The organism is Planktothrix sp. PCC 11201, assembly GCF_900009135.1.
In the GTDB taxonomy this organism is placed as follows: domain Bacteria; phylum Cyanobacteriota; class Cyanobacteriia; order Cyanobacteriales; family Microcoleaceae; genus Planktothrix.
Map to the genome: position 1 here is coordinate 21215 of NZ_LT797704.1, position 23708 is coordinate 44922.

Annotated in this window: 25 protein-coding genes; 10 read left to right on the forward strand and 15 right to left on the reverse strand. The window is 42.1% G+C overall.

Going from position 1 to position 23708, the window contains the following annotated elements; all coding sequences use genetic code 11:
- Positions 1–130 precede the first annotated feature (130 nt).
- Both PL11201_RS15360 and priA read left to right on the forward strand, forming a co-directional pair.
- The gene (locus PL11201_RS15360) at positions 131–1288 is read left to right on the forward strand and encodes a sugar phosphate nucleotidyltransferase (RefSeq protein ID WP_079679818.1); all 1158 of its coding nucleotides are present in this window, start codon (positions 131–133) and stop codon (positions 1286–1288) included.
- A gap of 74 nt (positions 1289–1362) precedes the next feature.
- On the forward strand, positions 1363–3906 hold the full coding sequence (gene priA, locus PL11201_RS15365) for a primosomal protein N' (protein WP_079679957.1): 2544 nt from the start codon (positions 1363–1365) through the stop codon (positions 3904–3906).
- Between the two features lie 27 nt (positions 3907–3933).
- On the opposite strand, the gene PL11201_RS15370 is transcribed toward priA, so the two are convergent.
- The 4 genes from PL11201_RS15370 to PL11201_RS15385 are packed head-to-tail and all read right to left on the reverse strand — an operon-like array spanning position 3934 to position 5766.
- Positions 3934–4269 (reverse strand): XisI protein, encoded by a 336-nt coding sequence (locus tag PL11201_RS15370; RefSeq protein ID WP_079679819.1) that lies wholly within the window; start codon positions 4267–4269, stop codon positions 3934–3936.
- Positions 4257–4673 (reverse strand): element excision factor XisH family protein, encoded by a 417-nt coding sequence (locus tag PL11201_RS15375; protein ID WP_079679820.1) that lies wholly within the window; start codon positions 4671–4673, stop codon positions 4257–4259. The genes PL11201_RS15370 and PL11201_RS15375 overlap by 13 nt, the downstream gene beginning before the upstream one ends.
- 19 nt (positions 4674–4692) lie before the next feature.
- Positions 4693–5394, reverse strand: coding sequence for a helix-hairpin-helix domain-containing protein (locus tag PL11201_RS15380; protein WP_079679821.1), 702 nt, complete (start codon positions 5392–5394; stop codon positions 4693–4695).
- A 24-nt stretch (positions 5395–5418) separates the two neighbouring features.
- Positions 5419–5766 carry an NINE protein gene (locus PL11201_RS15385; protein WP_079679822.1) on the reverse strand — a complete coding sequence of 116 codons (348 nt, stop codon included), beginning with the start codon at positions 5764–5766 and terminating at the stop codon, positions 5419–5421.
- Between the two features lie 576 nt (positions 5767–6342).
- On the opposite strand from PL11201_RS15385, the gene PL11201_RS15395 reads away from it, so the two are divergent.
- On the forward strand, positions 6343–6540 hold the full coding sequence (locus PL11201_RS15395; RefSeq protein WP_079679824.1) for an NblA/ycf18 family protein: 198 nt from the start codon (positions 6343–6345) through the stop codon (positions 6538–6540).
- Positions 6541–6687: 147 nt separating this feature from the next.
- Here PL11201_RS15395 and PL11201_RS15400 read toward each other — a convergent pair whose 3' ends face one another.
- From PL11201_RS15400 to gcvT, 8 genes are all read right to left on the reverse strand, one after another.
- On the reverse strand, positions 6688–7137 hold the full coding sequence (locus tag PL11201_RS15400) for a hypothetical protein (protein ID WP_200816782.1): 450 nt from the start codon (positions 7135–7137) through the stop codon (positions 6688–6690).
- Positions 7138–7181: 44 nt separating this feature from the next.
- Positions 7182–8339, reverse strand: a complete 1158-nt coding sequence (locus tag PL11201_RS15405) for an anhydro-N-acetylmuramic acid kinase (RefSeq protein WP_079679826.1) — start codon at positions 8337–8339, stop codon at positions 7182–7184.
- Between the two features lie 17 nt (positions 8340–8356).
- The gene (locus PL11201_RS15410) at positions 8357–9082 is read right to left on the reverse strand and encodes a PP2C family protein-serine/threonine phosphatase (RefSeq protein ID WP_079679827.1); all 726 of its coding nucleotides are present in this window, start codon (positions 9080–9082) and stop codon (positions 8357–8359) included.
- 117 nt (positions 9083–9199) lie between these two features.
- Complete coding sequence (locus PL11201_RS15415) at positions 9200–10963, reverse strand: ABC1 kinase family protein (RefSeq protein WP_079679958.1); 1764 nt, start codon at positions 10961–10963, stop codon at positions 9200–9202.
- A gap of 56 nt (positions 10964–11019) precedes the next feature.
- Positions 11020–11337, reverse strand: coding sequence for a DUF6825 family protein (locus tag PL11201_RS15420; RefSeq protein ID WP_079679828.1), 318 nt, complete (start codon positions 11335–11337; stop codon positions 11020–11022).
- A 327-nt stretch (positions 11338–11664) separates the two neighbouring features.
- Positions 11665–12573 carry a 30S ribosomal protein S6--L-glutamate ligase gene (rimK, locus tag PL11201_RS15425; RefSeq protein ID WP_079679829.1) on the reverse strand — a complete coding sequence of 303 codons (909 nt, stop codon included), beginning with the start codon at positions 12571–12573 and terminating at the stop codon, positions 11665–11667.
- Between the two features lie 37 nt (positions 12574–12610).
- Positions 12611–13045: an ATP-dependent zinc protease family protein gene (locus PL11201_RS15430; RefSeq protein WP_079679830.1), complete on the reverse strand. Its 435-nt coding sequence runs from the start codon at positions 13043–13045 to the stop codon at positions 12611–12613.
- A 128-nt stretch (positions 13046–13173) separates the two neighbouring features.
- Positions 13174–14295, reverse strand: coding sequence for a glycine cleavage system aminomethyltransferase GcvT (gene gcvT / locus PL11201_RS15435; RefSeq protein WP_079679831.1), 1122 nt, complete (start codon positions 14293–14295; stop codon positions 13174–13176).
- Between the two features lie 155 nt (positions 14296–14450).
- Here gcvT and rseP point away from each other — a divergent pair, with 155 nt between their 5' ends.
- From rseP to rpsN, 3 genes are read left to right on the forward strand one after another with little or no spacing between them, the layout of a single operon-like run.
- Positions 14451–15554: an RIP metalloprotease RseP gene (rseP, locus tag PL11201_RS15440; protein ID WP_079679832.1), complete on the forward strand. Its 1104-nt coding sequence runs from the start codon at positions 14451–14453 to the stop codon at positions 15552–15554.
- Positions 15555–15562: 8 nt separating this feature from the next.
- A complete protein-coding gene (nth, locus tag PL11201_RS15445) occupies positions 15563–16252 on the forward strand; it encodes an endonuclease III (protein ID WP_079679833.1) in 690 nt (229 codons plus the stop codon).
- Between the two features lie 30 nt (positions 16253–16282).
- On the forward strand, positions 16283–16585 hold the full coding sequence (rpsN, locus tag PL11201_RS15450) for a 30S ribosomal protein S14 (RefSeq protein WP_026785328.1): 303 nt from the start codon (positions 16283–16285) through the stop codon (positions 16583–16585).
- Positions 16586–16768: 183 nt separating this feature from the next.
- Here rpsN and PL11201_RS26815 read toward each other — a convergent pair whose 3' ends face one another.
- Together PL11201_RS26815 and PL11201_RS15455 are read right to left on the reverse strand one after the other, a co-directional pair.
- Positions 16769–16918: a hypothetical protein gene (locus PL11201_RS26815; protein ID WP_200816783.1), complete on the reverse strand. Its 150-nt coding sequence runs from the start codon at positions 16916–16918 to the stop codon at positions 16769–16771.
- 142 nt (positions 16919–17060) lie between these two features.
- Positions 17061–18407 (reverse strand): NACHT domain-containing protein, encoded by a 1347-nt coding sequence (locus tag PL11201_RS15455; protein ID WP_144017778.1) that lies wholly within the window; start codon positions 18405–18407, stop codon positions 17061–17063.
- Between the two features lie 427 nt (positions 18408–18834).
- Between PL11201_RS15455 and PL11201_RS15460 the strand changes: the two genes are divergently transcribed.
- The 3 genes from PL11201_RS15460 to cbiE all read left to right on the forward strand — a co-directional run bounded on the left by PL11201_RS15460 (position 18835) and on the right by cbiE (position 21818).
- Entirely contained in the window at positions 18835–19176 is a 342-nt protein-coding gene (locus tag PL11201_RS15460) for a histidine triad nucleotide-binding protein (RefSeq protein ID WP_079679835.1), read from the forward strand.
- Between the two features lie 194 nt (positions 19177–19370).
- Positions 19371–20453, forward strand: a complete 1083-nt coding sequence (gene psbA / locus PL11201_RS15465) for a photosystem II q(b) protein (protein ID WP_079679836.1) — start codon at positions 19371–19373, stop codon at positions 20451–20453.
- A gap of 135 nt (positions 20454–20588) precedes the next feature.
- Positions 20589–21818, forward strand: a complete 1230-nt coding sequence (cbiE, locus tag PL11201_RS15470) for a precorrin-6y C5,15-methyltransferase (decarboxylating) subunit CbiE (RefSeq protein ID WP_079679837.1) — start codon at positions 20589–20591, stop codon at positions 21816–21818.
- A gap of 471 nt (positions 21819–22289) precedes the next feature.
- Here cbiE and PL11201_RS15480 read toward each other — a convergent pair whose 3' ends face one another.
- Entirely contained in the window at positions 22290–23042 is a 753-nt protein-coding gene (locus PL11201_RS15480; protein ID WP_079679839.1) for a cobalt-precorrin-6A reductase, read from the reverse strand.
- A 91-nt stretch (positions 23043–23133) separates the two neighbouring features.
- Here PL11201_RS15480 and PL11201_RS15485 point away from each other — a divergent pair, with 91 nt between their 5' ends.
- Positions 23134–23706, forward strand: coding sequence for a Uma2 family endonuclease (locus tag PL11201_RS15485; RefSeq protein ID WP_144017779.1), 573 nt, complete (start codon positions 23134–23136; stop codon positions 23704–23706).
- The last annotated feature ends 2 nt before the right edge of the window (positions 23707–23708 follow it).

Consider the following 23708-nt stretch of genomic DNA (forward strand, 5'->3'; position numbering starts at 1 on the left):
TCAGATTGTAGAATGGAGCAGTTCTGCTGTGCAACTGCTTCGTGAATACAAAGCAATTGCTGATTTTGATCAATGATTTGCGTCTGAGTGAATAATTTTAAACATAGCTTAGGGTTGTGAGGAAGTGAACATGAAAGCCATGATTTTAGCAGCCGGAAAAGGAACTCGTATCCGTCCAATTACTTATACCATTCCTAAACCTTTAATTCCGATCCTGCAAAAACCAGTGATGGAATTTTTGGTAGAATTACTACGAACGCACGGTTTTGACCAAATTATGGTCAATGTCAGTCATTTAGCTGATGAAATTGAAAACTATTTTCGTGATGGTCAAAAGTTTGGCGTTCATATCGCCTATTCTTTTGAGGGACGAATTGAAGACGGAAATTTAATTGGAGAAGCATTAGGTTCGGCCGGAGGGATGAAACGAATTCAAGATTTTAATCCCTTTTTTGATGATACTTTTGTGGTTTTATGTGGCGATGCTTTAATTGATTTAGATTTAAGCGCGGCGGTAAAATGGCATAAAGAAAAGGGAGCCATTGCCACTATTGTGATGAAATCTGTTCCTAAAAATGAAGTTTCTAGTTATGGGGTTGTGGTCACTGATGAAACAGGTCGGGTTAAAGCTTTCCAGGAAAAACCCCCGGTGAATGAAGCCCTCAGTACAGATATTAATACGGGGATTTATATTTTTGAGCCAGAGATTTTTAAATATATTCCTTCGGGGTGTGAGTATGATATTGGGAGTGAATTATTTCCCCATTTAGTAGAAATTGATGCTCCTTTTTATGGGATTTCTATGGATTTTGAATGGGTAGATATTGGGAAAGTCCCTGACTATTGGCAAGCCATTCGCAGTGTGCTATTAGGATATATTAAAAATGTTTCTATTCCTGGTCAACAGGTGCGTCCGGGGATATATACGGGGCTGAATGTGGCGGTAAATTGGGATAAAGTCAATATCCAAGGCCCGGTTTATATTGGCGGAATGACTCAGATTGAGGATGGAGCGACGATTATTGGCCCGACAATGATTGGCCCAAATTGCTGGGTTTGTAGCGATGCCTATGTGGATAATAGCGTGATTTTTGAATATTCCCGTTTGGGGCAGGGAGTCCGTTTAGTGGATAAATTGGTATTTGGGCGCTATTGTGTGGATAAGCTAGGGGCTTCTATTGATGTACAAGCGGCGGCACTTGATTGGTTAATTACGGATACCCGTCAAGTTTTTAATAATCAATCTTCTGAACGACAAGCAATCGTCGATTTATTAGATAATACTTAATCTAAGCGGTGTCGGTGTTCGGTTTTCCTGCTCCGTTACCCGCCACCGGAATTAACACTCAACAAAAACTGCTGATGTCTTCTTTGATTTACGATCAATCTAAGTTTATTGTTGCTGAATCGGGTGCATCTTACTATCAGGATGATTCGGGTGATTTTTCTGTGGGTTCAGGATCATTTGTTGAAGTATTAGTAGATGTTCCTTATGGTTTTAATACAGACGAACAAGAAGAACAAAAACTATTTACATATCGAGTTTCTCAAGATTTAATCATCAAACCTGGAGATATTGTTAGTGTTCCTTTTGGGAATCAACAATTAGGTGGAATTGTGATCCAGTTAATGAATAAACTGCCTCCAGATTTACCTGAAAATAAAGTTAAAGCTGTTGAAGATATTATTTGTAATGGTTTCTTCCCTTCAACCTATTGGCAACTATTACAGCAAGTTTCTAATTATTATCAAACCCCTTTAATTCAAGTGATTCGGACGGCTTTACCCCCGGGATTATTAGGGAAAAGTCAACGTCGTATCCGTTTAATTCCTGAAGCTATTCCCCGGGATGCTCAATTATTTTTAAATCCGGCGGCGAATTCTATTTTAAAACTTTTGCAATCTTCAGTTACAGGAGATTGTACTTGGAAATATTTAAAACAAAATGTGATTAATTCTCAACGGGGGTTAAAAGATTTATTACAACGAAACTGGATCGAAAGTTATTTAGAACCCCCCAGTCCTCCCCGTCCCAAATTAAAACAGGCGGTTACGTTAGTTGATGATATTATCCCCTTAGATTTAACCTCCCGTCAACAGGAAGTTTTAATTCTGGTGATTAAAGTTCTCAAGCAACAGGGGGGAGAACTGTGGTTGAATGATTTAATTAAAATTTGTAGTACCAGTTCTAGTCTGTTAAAAAACTTAGCTGAAAAAGGCTGTATTGTAATTACTGAAAGAGAAGTTCTCAGACAGGATCAAGGAATTTTTCAAACTTCCGATCAGCCTAAACTTTTAAATCAATATCAAACGGAATCTTTACAAGCAATTAACTGTTTATCCAGCTATGCTCAAATTTTATTACACGGGGTTACGGGTTCGGGAAAAACCGAAGTTTATTTACAAGCGATCGCCCCTATTCTAAACATCGGAAAATCCGCCCTAGTCTTAGTTCCTGAAATTGGCTTGACTCCTCAATTAACTGACCGATTTCGCGCCCGTTTTGGCGAGCAAGTCTTTGTCTATCATAGCGCTCTTTCCGTGGGAGAACGGTATGATACTTGGCGGAATATGACCCTCGGTTTACCCCAAATTATTATCGGAACTCGTTCGGCTATTTTCGCACCTTTACCGAAATTAGGATTAATTATTTTAGATGAAGAACATGATAGCAGTTTCAAACAAGATCAACCTTCTCCCTGTTATCATGCCCGAAAAGTTGCCCAATGGCGGGCGGAATTAGAAAATTGTCCCTTAATTTTAGGATCGGCAACTCCCTCCTTAGAAAGTTGGTTAGAAATTAAACAAAAAACTCAACAAAATCGGTTTTATTTATCCCTTCCCGAACGTATTCAAGCGCGACCCATGCCGCCAATAAAAATAGTTGATCTGCGCCAAGAATTGCGTCAAGGAAATCGCTCTATTTTTAGTGATGATTTACAAACCGCCCTACATCAATTAAAAGCAACTCGTCAACAAGGAATATTATTTATTCATCGTCGCGGACATAGTACCTTTGTTTCCTGTCGGAGTTGCGGTTATGTAATGGAATGTCCCCATTGTGATGTATCCTTAGCCTATCATCATGAACATCAAAATGCCGCCCAACTTTTAAGATGTCATTATTGTAATTATAGCCAACTCTATCCCCAACGCTGTCCCGATTGTGACTCTCCTTATTTTAAACATTTTGGCAGTGGAACGCAACGGGTTACAGAAGAATTAAATCGGTTATTTCCTGAGTTGAAATGTATTCGATTTGATAGTGATACTACCTCTCGAAAAAATGCCCATCGCACCCTATTAACTCAGTTTGCCAATGGAGAAGCGGATTTATTAGTGGGAACCCAAATGTTAACTAAAGGATTAGATTTAGAGTCCGTTAGTTTAGTGGGAATTGTATCCGCAGATGGGTTATTACATTTATCAGATTATCGAGCTAGTGAACGGGCTTTTCAAACCTTAGTCCAGGTAGCGGGACGGGCGGGACGGGGCAATGATCCCGGGCGAGTAATTTTACAAACCTACACCCCCGAACATCCGGTGATTCAAGCGGTACAACGTCATGATTATGAGTCTTTTGTTGCTACGGAATTACAACAGCGACAGGAGTTAAATTATCCGCCCTATGGTCGTTTAATATTGTTACGTTTGAGTAGTTTTAATCAGCAAGATGTTGAACAAACTGCCCAAAGATTAGCAGAGTTTTTATTGGAAAATAATCCTAATTCTGATTTTGAATTATTGGGCCCGGCTCCGGCTCCAATTCTTAGGGTCGCTAACCGTTATCGCTGGCAAATTTTAATTAAAACTGCTCAAGATTCTTCTATTATTTTACCTAAATTTTCTGATTTTAATTCCGGTTCTGTTTATATTACAATTGATATTGATCCTTTGCATTTATAGAGGTTTTTGACTTGTGATTTTAGGGTTTCAAGCAACGCCAAAGCCTGTATATTTTCTAACCCCAGGTTCGTGAAATCCTAAAACAATGTCTTCTTGAGATATCCCGGCTTTTAAGAGGTCGTTAGTAATCCCATATTCTGTATTATCACACTGAATCCAAACTTTATGATTGAGGATTTCAACATGAATTAAACAACTATGAATGTGGCGTTGATTTTCCCAACCTTCTGAAAGGATTAAGTATTGATCATTAATTAGATCAAAGACTTTGCAATTTCTGATATTCACATTAGCATAAGCAATCTGACTATAAGGGTCGAGAACTGAGACAATAATTTGGCGGTAATGGTTTAGTTTATCCATTGAATCACAACCTCCTGTTCTGGTTCAAAAACAAGTAATTTGATTGTTTTATCTTCTAACAATATTTTTCCAATTTCTTCTGTAAATAAACGATTAAATACAGGTTCACGAATTGCTAGATAAAGTATTCTTTCACAACCCAGACGGCTTAAAACTTTCTCGTATAAAATGTATTGACCTAGGGCATTTTTTAAATCTTCTATTTCAGATGGACTAATGAAACTTTTCACTTCGACGGCTATTTTTTGTTCCAGCTTTTCAGCAATTAATAACTTATCGGCGGCTAAGTCAATGAAAATATCTTTATTACCTATTTTCAGACTTAGATGATCATGGATAATGATCCAGCCATCTTTAATAAGTGCATTTTTAACGGTGTCATGGTAAATATCTTTGGCTGGCATTTGTATACTATATCTATAATTATAAAATATGGCGATAGAGATGTAACGGGAGTTTTGACCGTTTTTTAAAATCGAGAAAAGACTTATAACTTCCGCGCTGTTGACGTTCTAAAACAATAATTTTAGCTGCATTGAGATGCAATCCTAAACTCACTAATTCATCCATGGATAAAACATTTAACCGTCGCCATGAATGATGAATTTCTCTATTAATATCAAACCCAAATGAAACTAAAGGCTCAATCCTTTTTAACGTGGCTTCAGGAATTCCAATTAATTCGGAAAGTTCTTCTAAACTCGTGAAATTATAGCCTTCCCGTTTCATTTCTTCAATTTCATTAGCATAAACAATTGGTAAATCTAAGCCATGAACTAAGTCATGTTTAGAACAATTATTAATATCAATTTGATCTCGATGTTTAGCGATTAATTTAATCAGGTGGGATTCATGGGAGTTGGTTAAAGAATTAGGATAGGTTTTGGCTAAAAATTCTTTTTTCAGGGCGATCGCCGTGGCAATTTGAGCAATCCAAATAATTCCGCTCCAAGAACTATTTGATAGGATAAAAGCTGCCGCCACAAACCCTAAACCAGTGTAAACCCAGGATTGGGTTTTGGTTTTACTCCCCGCATAAACAATGGCTAATCCTCCTAATACGGGAAACAAAGACCAGTATAACCACTGCGGGGTTTTCTGAAACCATTGGGATAGATTAGACACCTTGAATGTCACTCCTATTAATATTTACAATTCATTTAATAATTTGCGACGTTTTTCTTCATATTCTTCGGCGGTAATCGCATCTTGGTCATAGAGTTTTTTCAGTTGAGCAATGGCGGTAGTGACATCCTGTCGAGAATGGCTCCCATTTAAAACTGCGGTATTTACACCGGGATTAAATTTACCATCAAAGGCTTGATCGGACATTAATAATAAACCCAGAAAATCAAAGAAGGCAAGAATAGCGGGAATAAAAGTCCAGGAAAATAGGAAATAGAGAATTCCGCCAAAGTTTTCCCCTAAATAAAACTTATGAATTCCAAATGCACCTAAAAAGAAAGCGAGTAAGGCAGCTAAAAATTTATTTTTCATGAGGTTTTCTCCTGAATTTAAAATATTCAAAAGACTAATCTAAGTTAAATCAGTGGGAATTAGAGATCAATTTTGCGGGTGGGGCTTTTGGAAAGCCTAGCTATCATAAAGTATAACAAAACCATAGAAGTTTGTACTTCTATGAGTGTTAAATATCCCTTAACAAAAATATTAGAATCCCAAGTCGAATTGAAATAAAAAATCAGAAGACCCAGTACACCGTAGGACAGGAAACGGAATCGACTCCACAAGGGCTTGGGTTGATTAGTCTTAGAAAGAGTCATATTGAATTACACATCCTTAGGAGTCAAAGATAAAACCTTATAAGATTTTCAAATCCCCTATATTACTTTAACACATCCAAATTAAAAGATTCCGCAATTAATAAGTCTTCAATTCCCCTTGAGTCTTGGGATCTTGAGGGGTTGTAGTCAAAACTCGTATCCTGTGCTACACCATGTCTAAAAATATTTGCTATCTTCATAACAACACATATCTTCCTAGAAGGTAGTGGACAATTTGTCAAATACTTGTTACACTTGTTAACAATACTGGAGAACCCGTAAGGAGTCAGCCATGAACCAACCCGCAGAGTTATCTCTTGAGCAACAATTCAGCCTCACCTCCTTCAAGATGCAAGTCGGTCAAATGAGTCCAGAACAGGCTCAGGAGTTTTTGATTAATCTCTATGAACACATGATGGTCAGGGAAAATATGTATCAACATTTTCTCAAACACCATTGGGGACTCGAACCCAATTTTGCCCAGGAGTAGACCTTGAAGCGTTTACAGTCGGCGACCTCTATCTTTCACTTTTTTCCGTCGCTCGGAAACAAGTTAAGGTAATGGGGCGTCAAACTGCTGATTTCAACTCACTTGGGGTTAAATTTTGATTCCAGATCAGCCCGGAACTCTTATTTATTATTTACGTTCTAGGGTCGCTTCCATCACACTAATTAAATTCAAAGAATGCCCCGCCATGATTCCACCGCAATAATAGTAGTGGGCAGAATCGACTTTTCTAATGGTTTCAAAGCCATTCCGACGTTGGCGTTCATCTCCTAAAACCCGATAACGTTGGACAATCGATTCGGGGCTAATTAAACCTTCGCCTTCGATTTTTCCGAGTTGACTATGTTGTAAAACAAAGGTATATTCTCTCTCATTGCCATCTAATCGTCCCCGATACTGTAGGATAATATCTTCATGATCGCTGTTCGGAAAAACTAATTTTGTCACCATACTGAACCAGTCGCTTTGATGCCAGGCAATAACTGTTTTTCCGCGAAGGGCAATTGGCATTTGACTCCGATCAATCCAATTTCCTTCTATTAACCATTGACCAGATTCCATCAAAAATGTGTGAGCCACAGTGCTATCCTTATTTGCACCAAGATTGAAAAAATCTTATCGATTTAAGTCACTGGTTTTGATCCTATCATATTGGGAGTCAAGACAGGGTGAATTTCTCCCAATAAAACTTCGGAAACCGCGCCCGTTACCGAAGGTAAATTTCCCGGAATTTCTAATAGTCGCCAATAGGCTAAAACGGCAAAAGTGATCGCTTCTTTAAAATCAGCATTTAAGCCTAGTTCTGAAGTGGAAAAAACTGGAATTGGGGTAAATAAAGTTTGTAAACGCTGTTGTAAATAGTGGTTATGGCTACCCCCCCCACATAATAGGATCTGCTCTGGTAACTGGGGTAAGAATTGATGATAACTGTGATGAATTGAAACGGCGGTTAATTCCGTTAAGGTGGCTAAAATATCCGCAGGACTTAAATTATAGGGTTCAGCTTCTCTTAAACAGCGTTGCCAATAGTCCACCCCAAATAATTCCCGTCCCGTTGATTTTGGGGGCGGTTGCTGAAAAAAATCCTGCTGTAACCACCCCTCAACCATGGCGACGCAGGGAGTTCCCGTCGCCGCCCAAGCTCCGTCCCGGTCATAGGTTTGAGCACCTTTAGAGAAATACTGTACAGCCAAATCTATTAAAGCATTTCCCGGCCCGGTGTCCCAGCCTAAAATGGGGTGATCGGTTTTTGGAAGATAAGTCACATTGCCAATACCCCCCAGATTTTGAATGCAGCGATGGTATTGGGGATGGCGGAGGAAATAGGCATCGAGAATTGGAACTAGGGGCGCGCCGTGACCCCCAGCGGCGATATCCGCGACCCGAAAGTTACTGACGGTGGTTAAACCCGTTAACTGGGCGATTAGCTCTCCCCGTCCCAGTTGCAGACTGTAACCCAGTTGATTGCCTTGGGGGGGACGATGAAACACCGTTTGACCGTGGGAGCCAATCAGTTCGGCGGGTTCACAGGACTGTTGTAGAGTTAAAGCAGCATGGGCAAAAACCGTGGCGATCGCATCATCTAATTCGGCTAGTTCGGGCATGGATAGAGGCTTTCCACCGCATAAGTCCAAAATTTGCGATCGCAACTCCACCGGATAGGGAAAGGTTGTCCCAGCCAGGAATTCCAACTGCCAATCCCCAGGGAAACCCGAAATCTCCACCAGGGCCCCGTCAATCCCATCCACCGAAGTTCCACTAATCAAACCAATCACACGCATGGGACTAACTCTGGTATTTAATCAATCGCGACCACAATCACCGTAATATTGTCCTTACCCTCCCGATCTTTGGCAGCTTTGATTAGGGTTGTCGCTGCGGTATCGCAAGCTCGAATTGATTTTAGATGGGAAGCAATAATCCCGTCTGAGAGTTCCTCGGTCAAACCATCACTACATAATAATAGGCGATCTCCAGACTGGACATTCATCTGGTCAATCGCAATTTCCGAGAGATCTTCGCGTCCCAAACACTGGGACAAAACATGACGCCAAGGATGGGTGCGAGCTTCATCTTGGGTGAGACGGGAGGATTTAACCGCTTGAGCCACCCAAGTCTGATCCTCTGTAATTTGTTCTAACTGATGTCCCCGTAAACGATATAACCGGGAATCCCCCACATTCGCAAACCAAGGACTATCGAGATCTCGGAATAGAGCCACAACCGCTGTGGTTCCCATATCCGAGCGTTCAGGATGTTGTTGCTGATCCTCTAAAAGTGCCTGGTTGGCGGCGACAAACGCATTTTTGAGGATAGTTTGGGATGCTTCAGAACTATCCCAATATTCAAGAATGTGTTCTTTAATGGTTTCAGCAGCAATCAGACTGGCTTCCTGGCCGCCCGCGTGTCCACCCATGCCATCGGCGACAATAAAAAAACGGCCATCGGGATCAATATAGTAAGCATCTTGGTTGACGTTACGAACATTGCCCGTATCCGTCATTCCAGCAAAATAACGTTTCATAAACAAGTAAAGATTGACCTCTAACTCCCAAGCAGGTTGGGCTCTTAAATTTTCCTATATCCACCCCGGAGGATCATTAAGAAGTGTTACAAAATAGATGACCAGCCACGGAGATATTTACATCATCCGATCCAAACGATCAATCCGTCGTAACAGCCTCAAGAAAGCAATCCCCAGAGCAACAGCTAAGAATACTACAAACAGAGCTAATCCCACTTTATCACTAATGAATAAGAGTGTCGCCGATAGAGTCAAGGCGGCGATTAAGACGGTGTAATTCGTCCCCATTTGCACATTACTCATTCGTCTTAACGCCCGGTCGGTTTCCGCCAGACGAACCCGCATTCGCAGGTCTCCCTGTTCGAGTTTCTCTAGGGTATCTTCAATGCGTCCGGGTAAACCAAAGGCCGAGGAACCGACTTGAACCGCTTGGCGACTGAATTCATTAAAAATACTATTGGCAGTATTGGGAAGATTTCCATTAGACATAAGCTGCATGGCAAACGGCTGTGCCACCTCCATAAAGTTGAATTCGGGGTCGAGTCCTTTTCCGACTCCTTCTAAAGTCGAAAATGCCCGCATCACAAAGGTAAAGGTTGCGGGAAAACGAAAGGGTTGGTCATAAGCAATTTCATACAAATCATCACTGATGGAGGCAATGGATTGATTTTCAAAGGGTTGATCCATAAAGTTGTCCAGCATATACTGAACTGACCGACGTACCGGGCCGATATCCCCCGTAGGTGCGATCGCTCCCATGGCAATTAAGGATTTAACCACCCGGTCGCCATCTTTTTGAGTGATGCCAAATAGGGTTTCCATGAGTTTTTCCCGCAGATTGGAGGTAATTTGTCCCATCATGCCAAAATCATAGAAAATCAATTCTCCCCCGGGACTCACCGCAATATTACCCGGATGGGGGTCAGCATGGAAAAAGCCATGGTTGAGGAGTTGTTCTAAATAGGCTTTTGCCCCCATTTGTGCCAGTTCTTTACGATCAAGTCCCGATGCTTCTAAGGCTTCATAATTGCTAATTTTAATCCCGGGAAGATATTCTAAGGTCAGAACTCGGGGGGAGGTATATTGCCAAGAAACCCTCGGCACTTTCACCCAATCAAAATTACGGAAATTCCGCCTAAAGGTATCGGCATTTCGACCTTCATTCAGATAGTCAATTTCTAACCATAAAATCCGACAACATTCGTCATAAATTCCCACCCAATCTCGACCTTTTCCCCAACGGGGATGATTTTGGAAATAACGAGCAATGCCTCGCAAAATTGCTAAGTCAATTTCAAATAATTTTTTTAGTCCTGGGCGCTGAACCTTTACCACCACATCCGCACCCGAATGGAGTTGGGCTTTGTGAACCTGACCTAGACTCGCGGCAGCTAAGGGAATTGGATCAAAATTCTGGAATAAATCGTGAACGGTTTTACCCAGATCTTCTTGAATAATTTCTTCGCTTTGTTCATAGCTAAAAGCGGGAACTTTATCTTGAAGTTTGGAAAGTTCTTCTACATATTCAAAGGGGAATAAATCCGCCCTGGTGGAAAACAATTGTCCGACTTTAATAAAAGTTGGCCCTAAATCTAAAAAGGTTTCCCTCACCCAAATTGCTTGCGCTCGACGACGAGCATTTTTTTTATCTTCGGTAAAACCGCCCCAGTAACTCCATTTTTTACCATCGACCCACAACCAAGTTAACCACGTCAAAACAAACGTCCAAATGTCTATAAAACGTCGTTGACGGGAATAATTTTTGCGGTTCCAACGGTAGGCTTTGCCTCCATAATTTTTGCCTGGAGGAGTGACTAAAGGCGGATTAATTCGGGGTTCTGGTTCTGAACCCCGAATCGAATGATCAACAGGAACTGACACAACCGTTTCCACAATGAAGTTAACCCAATAAGCGCTTATTTTGACTACAAAAGAGTTTAAACGGTACGATTACGATATTTTTGCAGTTCGGAGCGTAATTCCGCAACTTCGGCCCGCAGTTCGTCAATGGTGGCCTGTAAGTCTACGGGTTCACTGTTAGATGCGGGAAAGCTACTGTCGCCAACAACGGTTGCCACTTCTTGGGCAGCGCGTTCCATCACCTGTTGGGTAAACTGTCGTAGATTTTCTTTCTGTTCAGCCTCAAATTTTCCTAGTTCACTCAAAGCGTTGGTCAGACTATTTCCCAGTTGTTCGTACAGTCCTTCAGCTAAGGCACGGCCTACAAAAAACGAATTCACGGTGGGTTTACTCATAAAACTTAAGTTTTGCTAACTTCGGTAACAAATTATAACCTGCCTTCCTCATCTTAAGGGTTTTATTTGGGCAAAAACACCTCTGTAGAGACTTGCCACGGCGTGTCTTTCGGTGATTTTTGAGTTATTCGGCTAACCCTTTGGTCTGTTGCTGTTCCAAGTTTGCTAAGGTTTGGGCTTGGAGTGCGGTTTCGGTTGGGGTGGCAATTAATTCACCTTCTGGACTAAAATAACGCAGTTGTTGATGTTAGAGTCGATGCTGTCATCATCTGAATTATAGCAAGGCGATCGCAGTTTTATAAAAAAGGCAGAAAAAAATAATCACGTTTAAATTTTATCCTGCATTTTTTGTGTTTTTCTTTTTATCATATTTTTCTCCAAACATTCAATAATTTTATCGGAAACATCAATACCTGTAATTGTTTCAATGCCCTCCAGTCCAGGGGATGAATTTACCTCTAAAACTAATGGCCCTTGATGGGAACGAATTAAATCAACCCCTGCTAATTTTAACCCCATCACTTTTGCCGATTTAATCGCCATATTCCGTTCTTCTGTTGTTAGTTTAACATTTTCTGCTCTCCCGCCTCGATGTAAATTCGCGCGAAATTCTCCCGGGTTACTAATGCGTTTCATCGCCGCCACCACCTTATCCCCAATCACCAAACAGCGTAAATCTTCACCATTAGACTCATGAATAAATTCCTGAACTAAAATATCAATATTTAACCCTTGAAACGCTTCAATAATAGATTTAGCTGATTGATAACTTTCAGCTAAAATTACCCCCATTCCTTGAGTTCCCTCTAACAATTTAATAATTAAAGGTGCACCTCCCACCTGTTCAATTAAACTATCAATATCTTTAACAGAATTAGCAAACGCAGTTTTAGGTAAACTAATTTTTTCTTTAGCTAAACTTTGCAACGCATTTAATTTATCCCGAGAACGGGCAATAGCTTGGGATTCATTTAAGGTAAATATTCCCATCAGTTCAAATTGACGAACAATCACGGTTCCATAAAAGGTTTTTGACGCGCCAATTCTAGGAATAATAGCATCAAATTCTGTTAAATATCTGCCTTCACAAATCACAGTTGGACTCTGAGAACTCAGCGAAATATGACATCTTAAATAATCAATAATCTCTATCTCATGCCCCCGTTGTTCCCCGGCTTGTCTGATTCTTCTAGTTGAATAAAGGGAACCGTCTTGGGATAATATCGCAATTTTCATAAATAAACTTTGTCTTAAATGCTGGGGTTTTCTGCTATTAAGAATGACTTAAAAAGGATTGATGACAGTCAATTAAAAACCGTCCTTTAATCGCTTGTCTTCCTAATAACATCCGAAATCCCATGGCATCCCGATTGGTTAAAGTTAACTCAATTAACCATTGTTTTCCCATCAGTTCAATATCTGTTAAAATCACGGGTCTTGACTCCATAAGTCCACCGGAATTACGGACAGTTCGATATTCTATTAAGTCCACTTCAGCGCTGACCGTATTCAGGGTATCCCGTTGAATTGGATGGACTTTAAACCGCACCCGTTGTTTATCCTTAAATTCCAAAATATGAATATCAAAAGCGTGCAAACTTGATGACCGCGCCCCCGTATCAATTTTAGCTTTAATTTCTCCAATTCCCAAACCAGGTAAGGCCACCCACTCCCGCCATCCAATTGTTAATAATTTGGTTTTACTCATAATTTGTTGTTAGGCTTTAGCCCATTCTTCAGAGCGCCCAAGCGCAACAACGTACTTTAGTTAATAGTTGATAGTTAACGAGCGAGGACACCCCCCTGCCTCCCCTGCTCCCCCTGCTCCCCCTGCCCTTATTTTTGTGGCCGATTGGGAGAACGATAAAAGGGACGTTTAACTACTGTTGCGGGGTAGGTTTTGCCCCGAATTTCAATCTCTAAAGATTGACCCACTTTAGATAAGGCGGTGGGAATATAGGCCATAGAAATGGCTTTTCCTAATGTGGGTGATAGGGTTCCACTGGTAATTTCTCCGACGGTTTCACCATTAAATAAAACCGGATATCCGTGACGGGCAATATGGCGTCCTTGCATTTCTAACCCGACTAATTTTTGGCTCACTCCGGCGGCTTTTTGCTGTTCTAAGGCCTGACGACCAATAAATTTTCCCTTGGTGTCCCAATGAATAATCCAATTTAAACCCGCTTCTAGGGGAGTAGTGGTTAAACCAATATCTTGTCCATATAAAGCCATGGCCGCTTCTAAACGCAGGGTATCTCTGGCCCCCAAACCACAGGGCGTCACCCCGGCGGCGGCTAAACTTTGCCATAATTCCACCCCAACAGAAGGAGCCACCATCACCTCAAAACCGTCTTCTCCGGTATATCCTGTGCGGGCAATAAAGGCAGTTTTTCCTAATACTGTTGTGGTGATATGACCAAAAAACTTAACTTCAGAAAGATTATCGCTGACAAAAGGCTGTAATGTGGCTTCAGCTTGGGGCCCTTGAACGGCTAATAATACTTTATCTCGGGATAGGTCTTCTAATATTATCCCCTGATCCTCGATATGGGCACTAATCCAAGCTTTATCACGGGATTTAGTCGCCGCATTCACAATCATTACCCCTTGGGGCAGATTCGTTACCTGATCAATCCCCTGATCATAAAAAATGATATCGTCTAAAATTCCCCCCTGGGCATTTAAGAGGGCGCTATATTGGGCCTCACCCGGTTGTAAACGGCTCAAATCTGAAGGGACAAGAGATTGTAAGGCATTAATCAGGTTTTCCCCGCGTAGAACAAATTTGCCCATGTGGGAGATATCAAACATTCCCACCGCTTGGCGGACAGCTTGATGTTCTGGGTTAATTCCGCTAAATTGAACCGCCATTTCCCAACCTGCAAAGGGCACCATGCGGCCATTGAGTTCAACGGAGACGTTATACAGGGGAGTATGAGAAAGGGTAGTTGTCATAGGGGTTGTCGGGTTTCAGTGTTCGGGTTTTGGGTCAGTCGTTGAATTTCTCCCGTGTGATTATCATACTACCGTTGAACTCTCAATACCCAACACCTGAGTTGTGATATTAGAATGGTTAGAACCGCTCAATTGTCGTTTTATAGGATTTATTCATGTCAATATTGGCAGCGATCGCTGTTCTTGCAGTCTTAATTTTTGTTCATGAACTGGGGCATTTTTTAGCCGCCCGTCTCCAACATATCCATGTTAATCGTTTTTCCATTGGCTTCGGCCCGATATTATGGAAATATCAAGGGCCAGAAACCGAGTATGCAATTCGAGGTTTACCCCTGGGGGGATATGTGGGGTTTCCCGATGATGATCCTGAGAGTACCATTCCGAAAAATGATCCGAATTTACTCAGTAATCGTCCCGTTTTAGATCGGGCGATTGTGATTAGTGCGGGGGTAATTGCTAATTTGATTTTTGCCTATTTTTTATTGGTAACTCAAATTGGAATTATTGGGGTTCCCAGTTTTAACCCGGAACCGGGGGTAAAAGTGGCAGAAGTCACTCAAAATGCGAATTCTGCGGCCAACCGAGCCGGAATTGAATCTCAAGATATTATTTTAGCCGTAGAAGGTCAGGAATTAGGGGCTTCTGAAACTTCAATTAAAACTCTGATTGAAGTTATTCAAACCCATCCGAATCAACCTTTATCCGTACAGATTAAAAGACAGGATCAGGTGTTATCGGTGAATGTGGTTCCCGATTTAGGAAGTGATGGGAAAGGTCGAATTGGGGTACAGTTAACCGCAAATGGAGCAATTGTTCGTCATCGGGCTGCGAACCCAATTGAAGCATTAAGCAAGGGTGCAACGGAATTTCAACGGATTATTAACTTAACTGCATCTGGTTTTGGACAATTAATTAGTCGATTTAGTGAAACCGCAGAACAGCTATCTGGCCCGGTGGGAATTGTCAAATTTGGGGCGGATATTGCCCGTTCCGATCCATGGAATTTGTTGCAATTTGCGGCGTTAATTAGTATTAACTTAGCCTTCATTAATATTTTACCCCTTCCGGCTTTAGATGGCGGTCAATTAGCCTTTTTGTTATTTGAAGCAATTAGCGGTAAACCCTTACCTGAGAAAATTCAAGAAAATGTGATGCAAACGGGTTTGATGTTGTTATTGGGATTAGGGGTTTTCTTGATTATTCGAGATACGATTAATCTCACGGATTTAGGTTGGGTGCGATCGCTCTTTCAACAATAAACATCAATATGGTGACTCAGAAAAAGCGCAGCCCCAAACAACGAGCCCTGGAAATTTTATTGCGACTCAAACGCTTGTATCCCGATGCCACCTGTAGTTTAAATTATCAAACTCCAGTGCAATTATTAGTCGCCACAATTCTATCAGCCCAATGCACAGATGAACGGGTAAATCAAGTCACTCCGGCCCTATTTGCTCGATTTCCCGACGCCCAAAGTTTAGCCCAAGCCGATATTACGGAACTGGAAACCCTAGTCAGGTCAACGGGGTTCTATCGGAACAAAGCCCGCCATATACAAGGCTCCTGTCAACTGTTGGCGGAAAAATACGGGGGACAACCACCAAAAGTGATGGAACAACTTTTAGAACTCCCTGGGGTGGCTCGAAAGACCGCTAACGTGGTGTTAGCCCATGGTTACGGGATTAATATGGGGGTGACGGTGGATACCCATGTTAAACGGCTGAGTCAACGGCTAGGACTGACTTCCCACAGTGATCCAATTCGGATTGAACGGGATCTGATGCCTTTAATTCCCCAGGAAGACTGGGAAAACTGGTCAATTCGCTTAATTTATCATGGTCGGGCCGTCTGTACAGCGCGTAGTCCAATGTGTTATAATTGTGAATTGTCTGATTTATGCCCCTCTGCTCAAGGATCAACCGTCCCCAGCGCAGGAAAAAAACTTGCTAAAGCATAAATAATTATTTACAAGGAGAACAGCCTTAATATGGCTAAAAAAAGCATGATTGAGCGCAATAATAAGCGCAAAAGAACGGTAGAAAAATATGCGGAAAAACGCGCTGATCTGAAAGACCAGTTCGAGCAAGCTGGGTCTCAATTAGAAAAAATGGAAATTCACCGCAAAATCCAACAACTCCCCCGGGATAGTTCCAGAACCCGTGTCAGAAACCGTTGCTGGTTAACTGGACGCCCCAGAGGGTTCTATCGGGATTTTGGATTATCTCGTAACGTCATCCGCGAAATGGCCCATGCTGGGTTATTGCCCGGTGTTGTTAAGTCTAGTTGGTAATAGATAAGGGCGAGGTCACCTCGCCCCTACAAACGCTTTTTAACGGGCTAATTTGGGTTAAGCTGACCTAACTTTAAAACATCCAGAAGTATTATCCCTGTTCCCTGTTCCCTATTTCTCAAGAATTAAGAACAAAACTCAAATAGGATTGCTATATTAAAAAAATAATAATTAGACTAAAAATTATCCTACTTTGCGTTTGTTCATATCTGCCAGAAATAGCTGTTGATATTTCAAGAATTTGTCATGCCATTCTTTAAAACGGCGATCGCCATCACGGACTAACATCTGACGATATTCTTCGGAAGGGATATAAAGCTTTTTAGTTGCCATAGTGCTGATCCATTAAATTATTTTTAGACTTTATTTATATGCTAAAATAGTAACATAATCTCGCCAAATTTATCTCAGTCTTGAGGATGATCCAGAAACCCGGTTTCTCCGAGAAACCGGGTTTCTGACTTTCTGGAGTTGATTAATATTCCGCAACCCAACTTTCAACTGCTTCTAACAAATTCTCCTGTGACGCCACAAAAGAACGTTGCGGGGGTGGTAAGGGTAGGGGGTCGGGAGTTATCCAACCGAGGTGTAAGACGTCCGTGAGATAGTCGCAACAGTCGATAACTTCGGGGGTGGGTGTCCCATCTGCGAGTAACAGAATGAACAGATAGGTTTGGAGTTGCTGTTTCAGGTGGATAATTTTGGTTTCTAGGTTAGCGGGCGTCTGCACTTCGGGGGGAGTTACATGGGGTAAGAGTTTTTGATAAAGACGGTTACAAAATGCTTGGATAAATTCGTTTTTGGTGTTGAGGGTTAGTAGTTTGTTGACGTTGATGCAGTGGAGGGGAAGGTGAGGAAGTTGGCTACAAATATCGGTGATTTGTTGTTCTAATTGTCGCACGGTTGGAGTATTGCCAACGGGGGTAATATCGGAAATTTCAGGATGGGGGGTCAGGGTGTTGTGATGCTGTTCATGGAGACATTCTTGCACCTCCAATGGAATTTGAAACGGTTTCTGTTCATCCTTCCATTGATAATGACTATTAACCAACCGTTGATAAAGTCCCGCTTGGGTTTCCGGTAATTTTTGCCCCCGTTTCCAAGTCCGACATAATAACGCTAACCGCAGGGGATTTTTAATTAAATCATTAATGCGGGTTTGGTTGGGTTCTTTTAACTGTTTTAATAATTCCTGACTCTGGGTTTTATCATTAAACCATTGTTCAATAAATTCCTGAATCTGTTGGGAAAATGGCACAATTTGCGAACCCGCGAAGGCGGGTTTTGTCTGTGTAGACGCGGTTTCAACCGCCGAATAATACGTCGAAGAAGGCGAATAAGTATCCGGCGAATGGAATTCGCGACTACACAAACGATGTCCGCCTTCGCGGACAGACGCGGTTTCAACCGCCGAAGAATTTTGTTTTTTTGTAATCAACATCTCAAACCCAGCAACCCATTCCGGCGAAACTCCCGTTAAACTTCCCGTCGCATCGCGTAACCAATTTTGAGTTAAATAATCTCGTATGGGTTTATCAACATCCGCCAAGCGAATTAAAATCGGATAACCTAAATTTTCCTGTAAAATCCATCGAGCAATTTGATATAATAAGGTTGTTTTTCCCGCCCCTGGTTCCCCAATAATTGCTAACCGTTGACCTTTACTTTTACTATTTCCCTGTCGTAAAATGTCCTCAAAAAATTGATTAGGTTCGTTATAGGTTTTCGTTATTTCCGTTTCCGCTAATTGATAAAATTGTGACCCGTCCTCTGGGTTCACTTCCTGTTTTTGTCGTTTTTCCTGTTCCCGTTTCGGTTCCACTAACCCCAAGGGAACATAAAAATCGATCCCTGTTAACGGGTTATTCTTGAAAAAGCGTTCTTCGTAGGCGTCGAGGCGAGATTCACAGATTTGATGCCAGTTAATATCAGGAATTGGGGATACTATTGTTTGGGGTTGAGGTGAAGATTGTTGTTGTTTTTGAGATTGGCGATATTCTTGTTTGAGGTGACTATGGAGAATGTCAAACTTACCTTTTTTAGCAGTTTCTAACTCAGGATAACGATTTTCAAAAGCGCTCTGCCTCCGTACCCTAATATTACTTATATATTCAGGATGTCTGACCGATCAGCCATCAATGGGGAGGGGTTTAGAAAAATATTATAAAGATTGTCTCGAATTTGCTCCCAAAAGACAATAAATCCTTAAATTAAATAGGAGTGTAATTTTTTCACCCTAGGATAAATCTATGGCTGATACGATTTTTAACAAAATAATCCGTCGGGAGATTCCATCTGATATTGTTTATGAGGATGATTTGTGTCTGGCCTTTCGGGATATTGCCCCCCAGGCCCCAGTTCACATCCTGTTGATTCCTAAAAAAACTATTCCGCAACTGGCTGATGCTACACCAGAAGACCATGCACTTATGGGACATCTAATGTTGAAGGTGAAACAGGTTGCTCAGGATGCGGGACTGGACGGCGGCTATCGGGTTGTCATTAATACTGGCGAAGATGGCGGACAAACTGTAGATCATCTTCATTTTCATATTCTTGGTGGCCGTCAACTGCAATGGCCCCCTGGTTAAATTCTTTGGGCGAGTTGATCTCGCCCCACCCCGACACAGCAGAAATCAAAAGATAAGATTTCCTGATTACATACATTGGGAAAAATTTTATTAAAACCTCTTTACAAAACGCAATCATCTGTGTCATATTAGTAGTCAAGGTAGTAAAATAACTACCAACGAACCTCGACAAATACATAGCAATCATACCTAACATGACAACCACGATTCAGCAGCGCGAAAGCGCCTCTATCTGGGAACGGTTCTGTAATTGGGTGACATCCACCAACAACCGCATTTATGTGGGCTGGTTCGGTGTTCTGATGATCCCCACCCTGTTAACCGCCACCATCTGCTACATCATCGCCTTTGTCGCAGCCCCCCCAGTGGACATCGATGGCATCCGTGAACCCGTAGCTGGTTCACTGTTATACGGAAACAACATCATCTCTGGTGCGGTTGTTCCTTCCTCGAACGCCATCGGTTTACACTTCTACCCGATTTGGGAAGCAGCCAGCTTAGACGAATGGCTGTACAACGGTGGCCCTTACCAATTAGTGATTTTCCACTTCTTCATTGGTATCCTGTGCTACATGGGTCGGGAATGGGAATTATCCTACCGTTTAGGGATGCGTCCTTGGATTTGCGTCGCCTACTCTGCACCTGTTGCAGCAGCAGCCGCCGTGTTCCTGATTTACCCCATCGGTCAAGGTTCCTTCTCTGATGGTATGCCTTTAGGAATTTCTGGAACCTTCAACTTCATGTTAGTGTTCCAAGCCGAACACAACATCCTGATGCACCCCTTCCATATGTTAGGCGTTGCTGGGGTGTTTGGTGGTAGTTTATTCTCCGCCATGCACGGTTCCTTAGTTACCTCCTCTTTGGTGCGTGAAACCACCGAAGTCGAGTCCCAAAACTACGGTTACAAATTCGGTCAAGAAGAAGAAACCTACAACATCGTTGCAGCCCACGGTTACTTTGGTCGTTTAATCTTCCAATATGCCAGCTTCAACAACAGCCGTAGCTTACACTTCTTATTAGGTGCATGGCCCGTGATCGGGATTTGGTTCACCGCTTTGGGTGTATCCACCATGGCCTTCAACCTGAACGGTTTCAACTTCAACCAGTCAATCATCGACTCTACCGGTCGCGTGATCAACACCTGGGCGGATGTGTTAAACCGCGCTAACCTGGGTATGGAAGTCATGCACGAGCGCAACGCTCACAACTTCCCCTTAGACTTAGCTTCTGGTGAATCGGCTCCTGTGGCTTTGGTTGCTCCTCAAATTAATGGTTAATTTTTAACCTCAATATTCCAAAAGACGCTCTCCGCGAGGGGGGCGTTTTTTGGTGTTTTTGGGGATGTTAGGAATGAAAAACAAATGAGGAAAAGGTTTCAGTATCAGTCTTTATAACATCAATCTTTTTTTATTATGATTGGTAGGGATCAGCTGCATCCATGGCTATCGATTGTGGGAATCGGAGAAAATGGACTCGAAGAATTAACCTCCGTGGGACGAATTCTCCTTTCCCATGCCTCTGTGATTGTTGGGGGTGAACGTCATCTTGCTATGCTACCCCAAGAAGATAAACGAGAAAAACTCCTCTGGGATTCGCCAATTGAAGATTCTATTTATGAGATTATTCGTCGTCGCGGTCAAGCCGTCTGTGTTTTAGCTAGTGGTGATCCGATGTGTTATGGCATTGGTGTGACCCTGACTCGTCACCTTCCGATCAACGAAATCACAATTATTCCATCTCCATCTACCTTTAGCCTCGCCTGTAGTCGTTTGGGTTGGTCGCTCACGGAGGTAGAAACATTAAGTTTATGTGGTCGTCCGTTAGCTTTGTTAAATGCGGTACTTTATCCGAGAGCTAAATTATTGGTGCTCAGTGCTAATCGACAGACTCCCGCCATCGTCGCCCAACTGCTAACCCAACAGGGCTTTGGGGAGAGTCAGATGGTGGTATTAGAACATCTAGGGGGAACCCGAGAACGCTGCATTGAGGGGACTGCCTGTGGTTGGAATGCCACGGATATCGCGGATTTGAATGCGATCGCGATTACCTGTATTTCCTCCCAACCCGTCCCCCTCCCCCCTCGCCTCCCCGGACTGCCCGATCTTGCCTATCGCCATGACGGACAGTTAACTAAAAGAGAAGTGCGAGCGATTACCCTGGCGGCTCTAGCTCCCCTACCCAGACAACTACTGTGGGACGTGGGGGCGGGTTGTGGCTCCATTGGGATTGAGTGGATGCGGAGCGATCGCCTTTGCCAAAGTATTGCGATCGAACAGCACCCGACCCGATTACAATATATTGCTGATAATGCAACGGCATTGGGAACTCCCCACCTCAAAATTGTGGCGGGAAAAGCGCCGAGTGCTCTCCAAGATTTGCCCCAACCCGACGCTATTTTTATCGGTGGGGGGATTACAGTCCCCGAACTCTTAGAAACCTGTTGGCAAGCATTACCATCGGGCGGTCGTTTGGTTGCCAATGCTGTTACCGTAGAAAGCGAATTAATGATCTTTCAGTGGTACAGTCAATTAGGGGGAGAACTGATCCGCATTGGGATTCAAAGGGCTGAACCTGTAGGTAAATTTTTAGGCTGGAAAGCCATGGCTCCCGTAACTCAATGGGTTGTTTTAAAACCTTATTGACATCTTTGGTGGTTTGTTCTTTTAATTAACTGAAGAAAATGTTATAGCAAGTCTAAATCAATTGTATAAATAGTTTGACATCCAATTCATCGTAGGGGCGAGGCGTGCCTCGCCCCTCTAGGGGAATATAGATATTTTTTGGGATTAATAATCACCGCGAGTCCTTTTGTACAATCCATTTAGACTTGCTATATAATTATCTTAAATTGTATATATCCTAAATTGGGAATAATTCTGGTTTCTATGTATTCATGGGCAGAAAAAGATATCTTAAATAGGTTGATGCGATCGCTAAAGAATTTTATATCACAGGGGAATTCAGGAATCCTTTTGGCATATTTATTGGAGAAGAAAAGAGCATGGGAATTGTTCATACCAACTGAGCAAGTTTTGACGGTTGAACCCGGACTTTTTTGGGAATGTAAATCGATTCACAAACGTTATTGACAGATATAATTTAATTGAGTTTGATTATTGGTTTTTCACCCAGGAGAGAACACTTTCTACATCTGTAACGGTCTCCCCTTCAGGAACAGGGGGACGTTTTACCATGACAACGGGTAATCCTAACTCCCGGGCGGCAATAATTTTGGCATAGGTGGCATTACCCCCGCTATTTTTACTAACAATTGCCCCGATTTGATATTTTTGTAAAAGCGATCGCTCTGACTCTAAAGAAAACGGCCCCCGTTGCAGGATTAACTGTCCGGGGGGGATGGGCAAATCGGTTTCAGGAGGGTCAATCATCCGCATCAAAAACCAGATATTTTTTATATGGGCATAAGCAGGGAGTTCTTGCCGACCAATGGTGAGAAATATGCGTTCAGCTAACCCTGGTAAAGTCTTTGCCGCCAATTGATTCGTGTCTACCTCAATCCAATCATCTCCTAATACTTCTTGCCAAGGGGGACGAATTAGCATTAATCGGGGAATACCGCATTCGGAGGCGGCTTGAGCAGCATTAAAGGAAATTTGAGCGGCAAAGGGATGGGTGGCATCAATTACCAAATCAATGTGTTCCTGGCGTAGATAGTTTGCTAATCCAGCTATTCCCCCAAATCCTCCGATCCGAAAAGAAACCGGGTTAGTTTGAGTGACGGGTTGCTGAGTTCGACCTGCTAAAGAAGCGATCGCTTCCACACCTGGAATTTGATTAATTTGAGTTGCTATTGCCACCGCTTCGGTCGTTCCTCCTAAAATCAAGACTCTTTTTTTATGATTCATAGAAAATGGCTAAAATAGATTTAATTTGCTAGGATTATATTCATTCCCGCTATAATAGTTTTAATTTAAAATTACCCTAAAATAAATAATTATGAACCAATTCACCTTAAACTTAGAAACTATTGATCTGACAGATGAACAGTTTTTTAAACTTTGTCAAAATAACCGAAATTTAAGATTTGAACGGAATTTTAACGGAGAATTAGTAATTATGTCACCCGCAGGAGGAAAAACCGGGCATCGGAATATTGAAATTGCCTATCAACTGCAAAGGTGGAGTCGCCAAAATCCATTCGGAATTGCTTTTGATTCCTCTACAGGATTTAAACTGCCTAATGGTTCAGATCGTTCTCCTGATGCGTCATGGATCTCTTTAGAAAAATGGCAGAACTTAACCCCCGAAGAACAGGAAAAGTTTTTACCCTTATGTCCTGATTTTGTGATCGAGTTACGTTCTCCCAGTGATAATATTAAAACCCTTCAAAATAAAATGAAGGAATATCAAGAAAATGGAACTCGTTTAGGATGGTTAATCGACCCTCAAACAAAAACGGTAGAAATTTATCGACTCAATCAAGAAGTGGAAATATTAGAAAATTCCTTAACCTTATCAGGAGAGGATATCTTGCCCCAGTTTATCTTAAACCTAGAACAAATTTGGTAAAT

Coding starts and splice junctions, on each gene's coding strand:
- PL11201_RS15360 (WP_079679818.1), top strand. CDS start 131: ATGAAAGCCATGATTTTAGCAGCCGGAAAAGGAACTCGTATCCGTCCA.
- priA (WP_079679957.1), top strand. CDS start 1,363: ATGTCTTCTTTGATTTACGATCAATCTAAGTTTATTGTTGCTGAATCG.
- PL11201_RS15370 (WP_079679819.1), bottom strand. CDS start 4,269: ATGGATAAACTAAACCATTACCGCCAAATTATTGTCTCAGTTCTCGAC.
- PL11201_RS15375 (WP_079679820.1), bottom strand. CDS start 4,673: ATGCCAGCCAAAGATATTTACCATGACACCGTTAAAAATGCACTTATT.
- PL11201_RS15385 (WP_079679822.1), bottom strand. CDS start 5,766: ATGAAAAATAAATTTTTAGCTGCCTTACTCGCTTTCTTTTTAGGTGCA.
- PL11201_RS15395 (WP_079679824.1), top strand. CDS start 6,343: ATGAACCAACCCGCAGAGTTATCTCTTGAGCAACAATTCAGCCTCACC.
- PL11201_RS15405 (WP_079679826.1), bottom strand. CDS start 8,339: ATGCGTGTGATTGGTTTGATTAGTGGAACTTCGGTGGATGGGATTGAC.
- PL11201_RS15410 (WP_079679827.1), bottom strand. CDS start 9,082: ATGAAACGTTATTTTGCTGGAATGACGGATACGGGCAATGTTCGTAAC.
- PL11201_RS15420 (WP_079679828.1), bottom strand. CDS start 11,337: ATGAGTAAACCCACCGTGAATTCGTTTTTTGTAGGCCGTGCCTTAGCT.
- rimK (WP_079679829.1), bottom strand. CDS start 12,573: ATGAAAATTGCGATATTATCCCAAGACGGTTCCCTTTATTCAACTAGA.
- PL11201_RS15430 (WP_079679830.1), bottom strand. CDS start 13,045: ATGAGTAAAACCAAATTATTAACAATTGGATGGCGGGAGTGGGTGGCC.
- gcvT (WP_079679831.1), bottom strand. CDS start 14,295: ATGACAACTACCCTTTCTCATACTCCCCTGTATAACGTCTCCGTTGAA.
- rseP (WP_079679832.1), top strand. CDS start 14,451: ATGTCAATATTGGCAGCGATCGCTGTTCTTGCAGTCTTAATTTTTGTT.
- nth (WP_079679833.1), top strand. CDS start 15,563: ATGGTGACTCAGAAAAAGCGCAGCCCCAAACAACGAGCCCTGGAAATT.
- rpsN (WP_026785328.1), top strand. CDS start 16,283: ATGGCTAAAAAAAGCATGATTGAGCGCAATAATAAGCGCAAAAGAACG.
- PL11201_RS26815 (WP_200816783.1), bottom strand. CDS start 16,918: ATGGCAACTAAAAAGCTTTATATCCCTTCCGAAGAATATCGTCAGATG.
- PL11201_RS15460 (WP_079679835.1), top strand. CDS start 18,835: ATGGCTGATACGATTTTTAACAAAATAATCCGTCGGGAGATTCCATCT.
- psbA (WP_079679836.1), top strand. CDS start 19,371: ATGACAACCACGATTCAGCAGCGCGAAAGCGCCTCTATCTGGGAACGG.
- cbiE (WP_079679837.1), top strand. CDS start 20,589: ATGATTGGTAGGGATCAGCTGCATCCATGGCTATCGATTGTGGGAATC.
- PL11201_RS15480 (WP_079679839.1), bottom strand. CDS start 23,042: ATGAATCATAAAAAAAGAGTCTTGATTTTAGGAGGAACGACCGAAGCG.
- PL11201_RS15485 (WP_144017779.1), top strand. CDS start 23,134: ATGAACCAATTCACCTTAAACTTAGAAACTATTGATCTGACAGATGAA.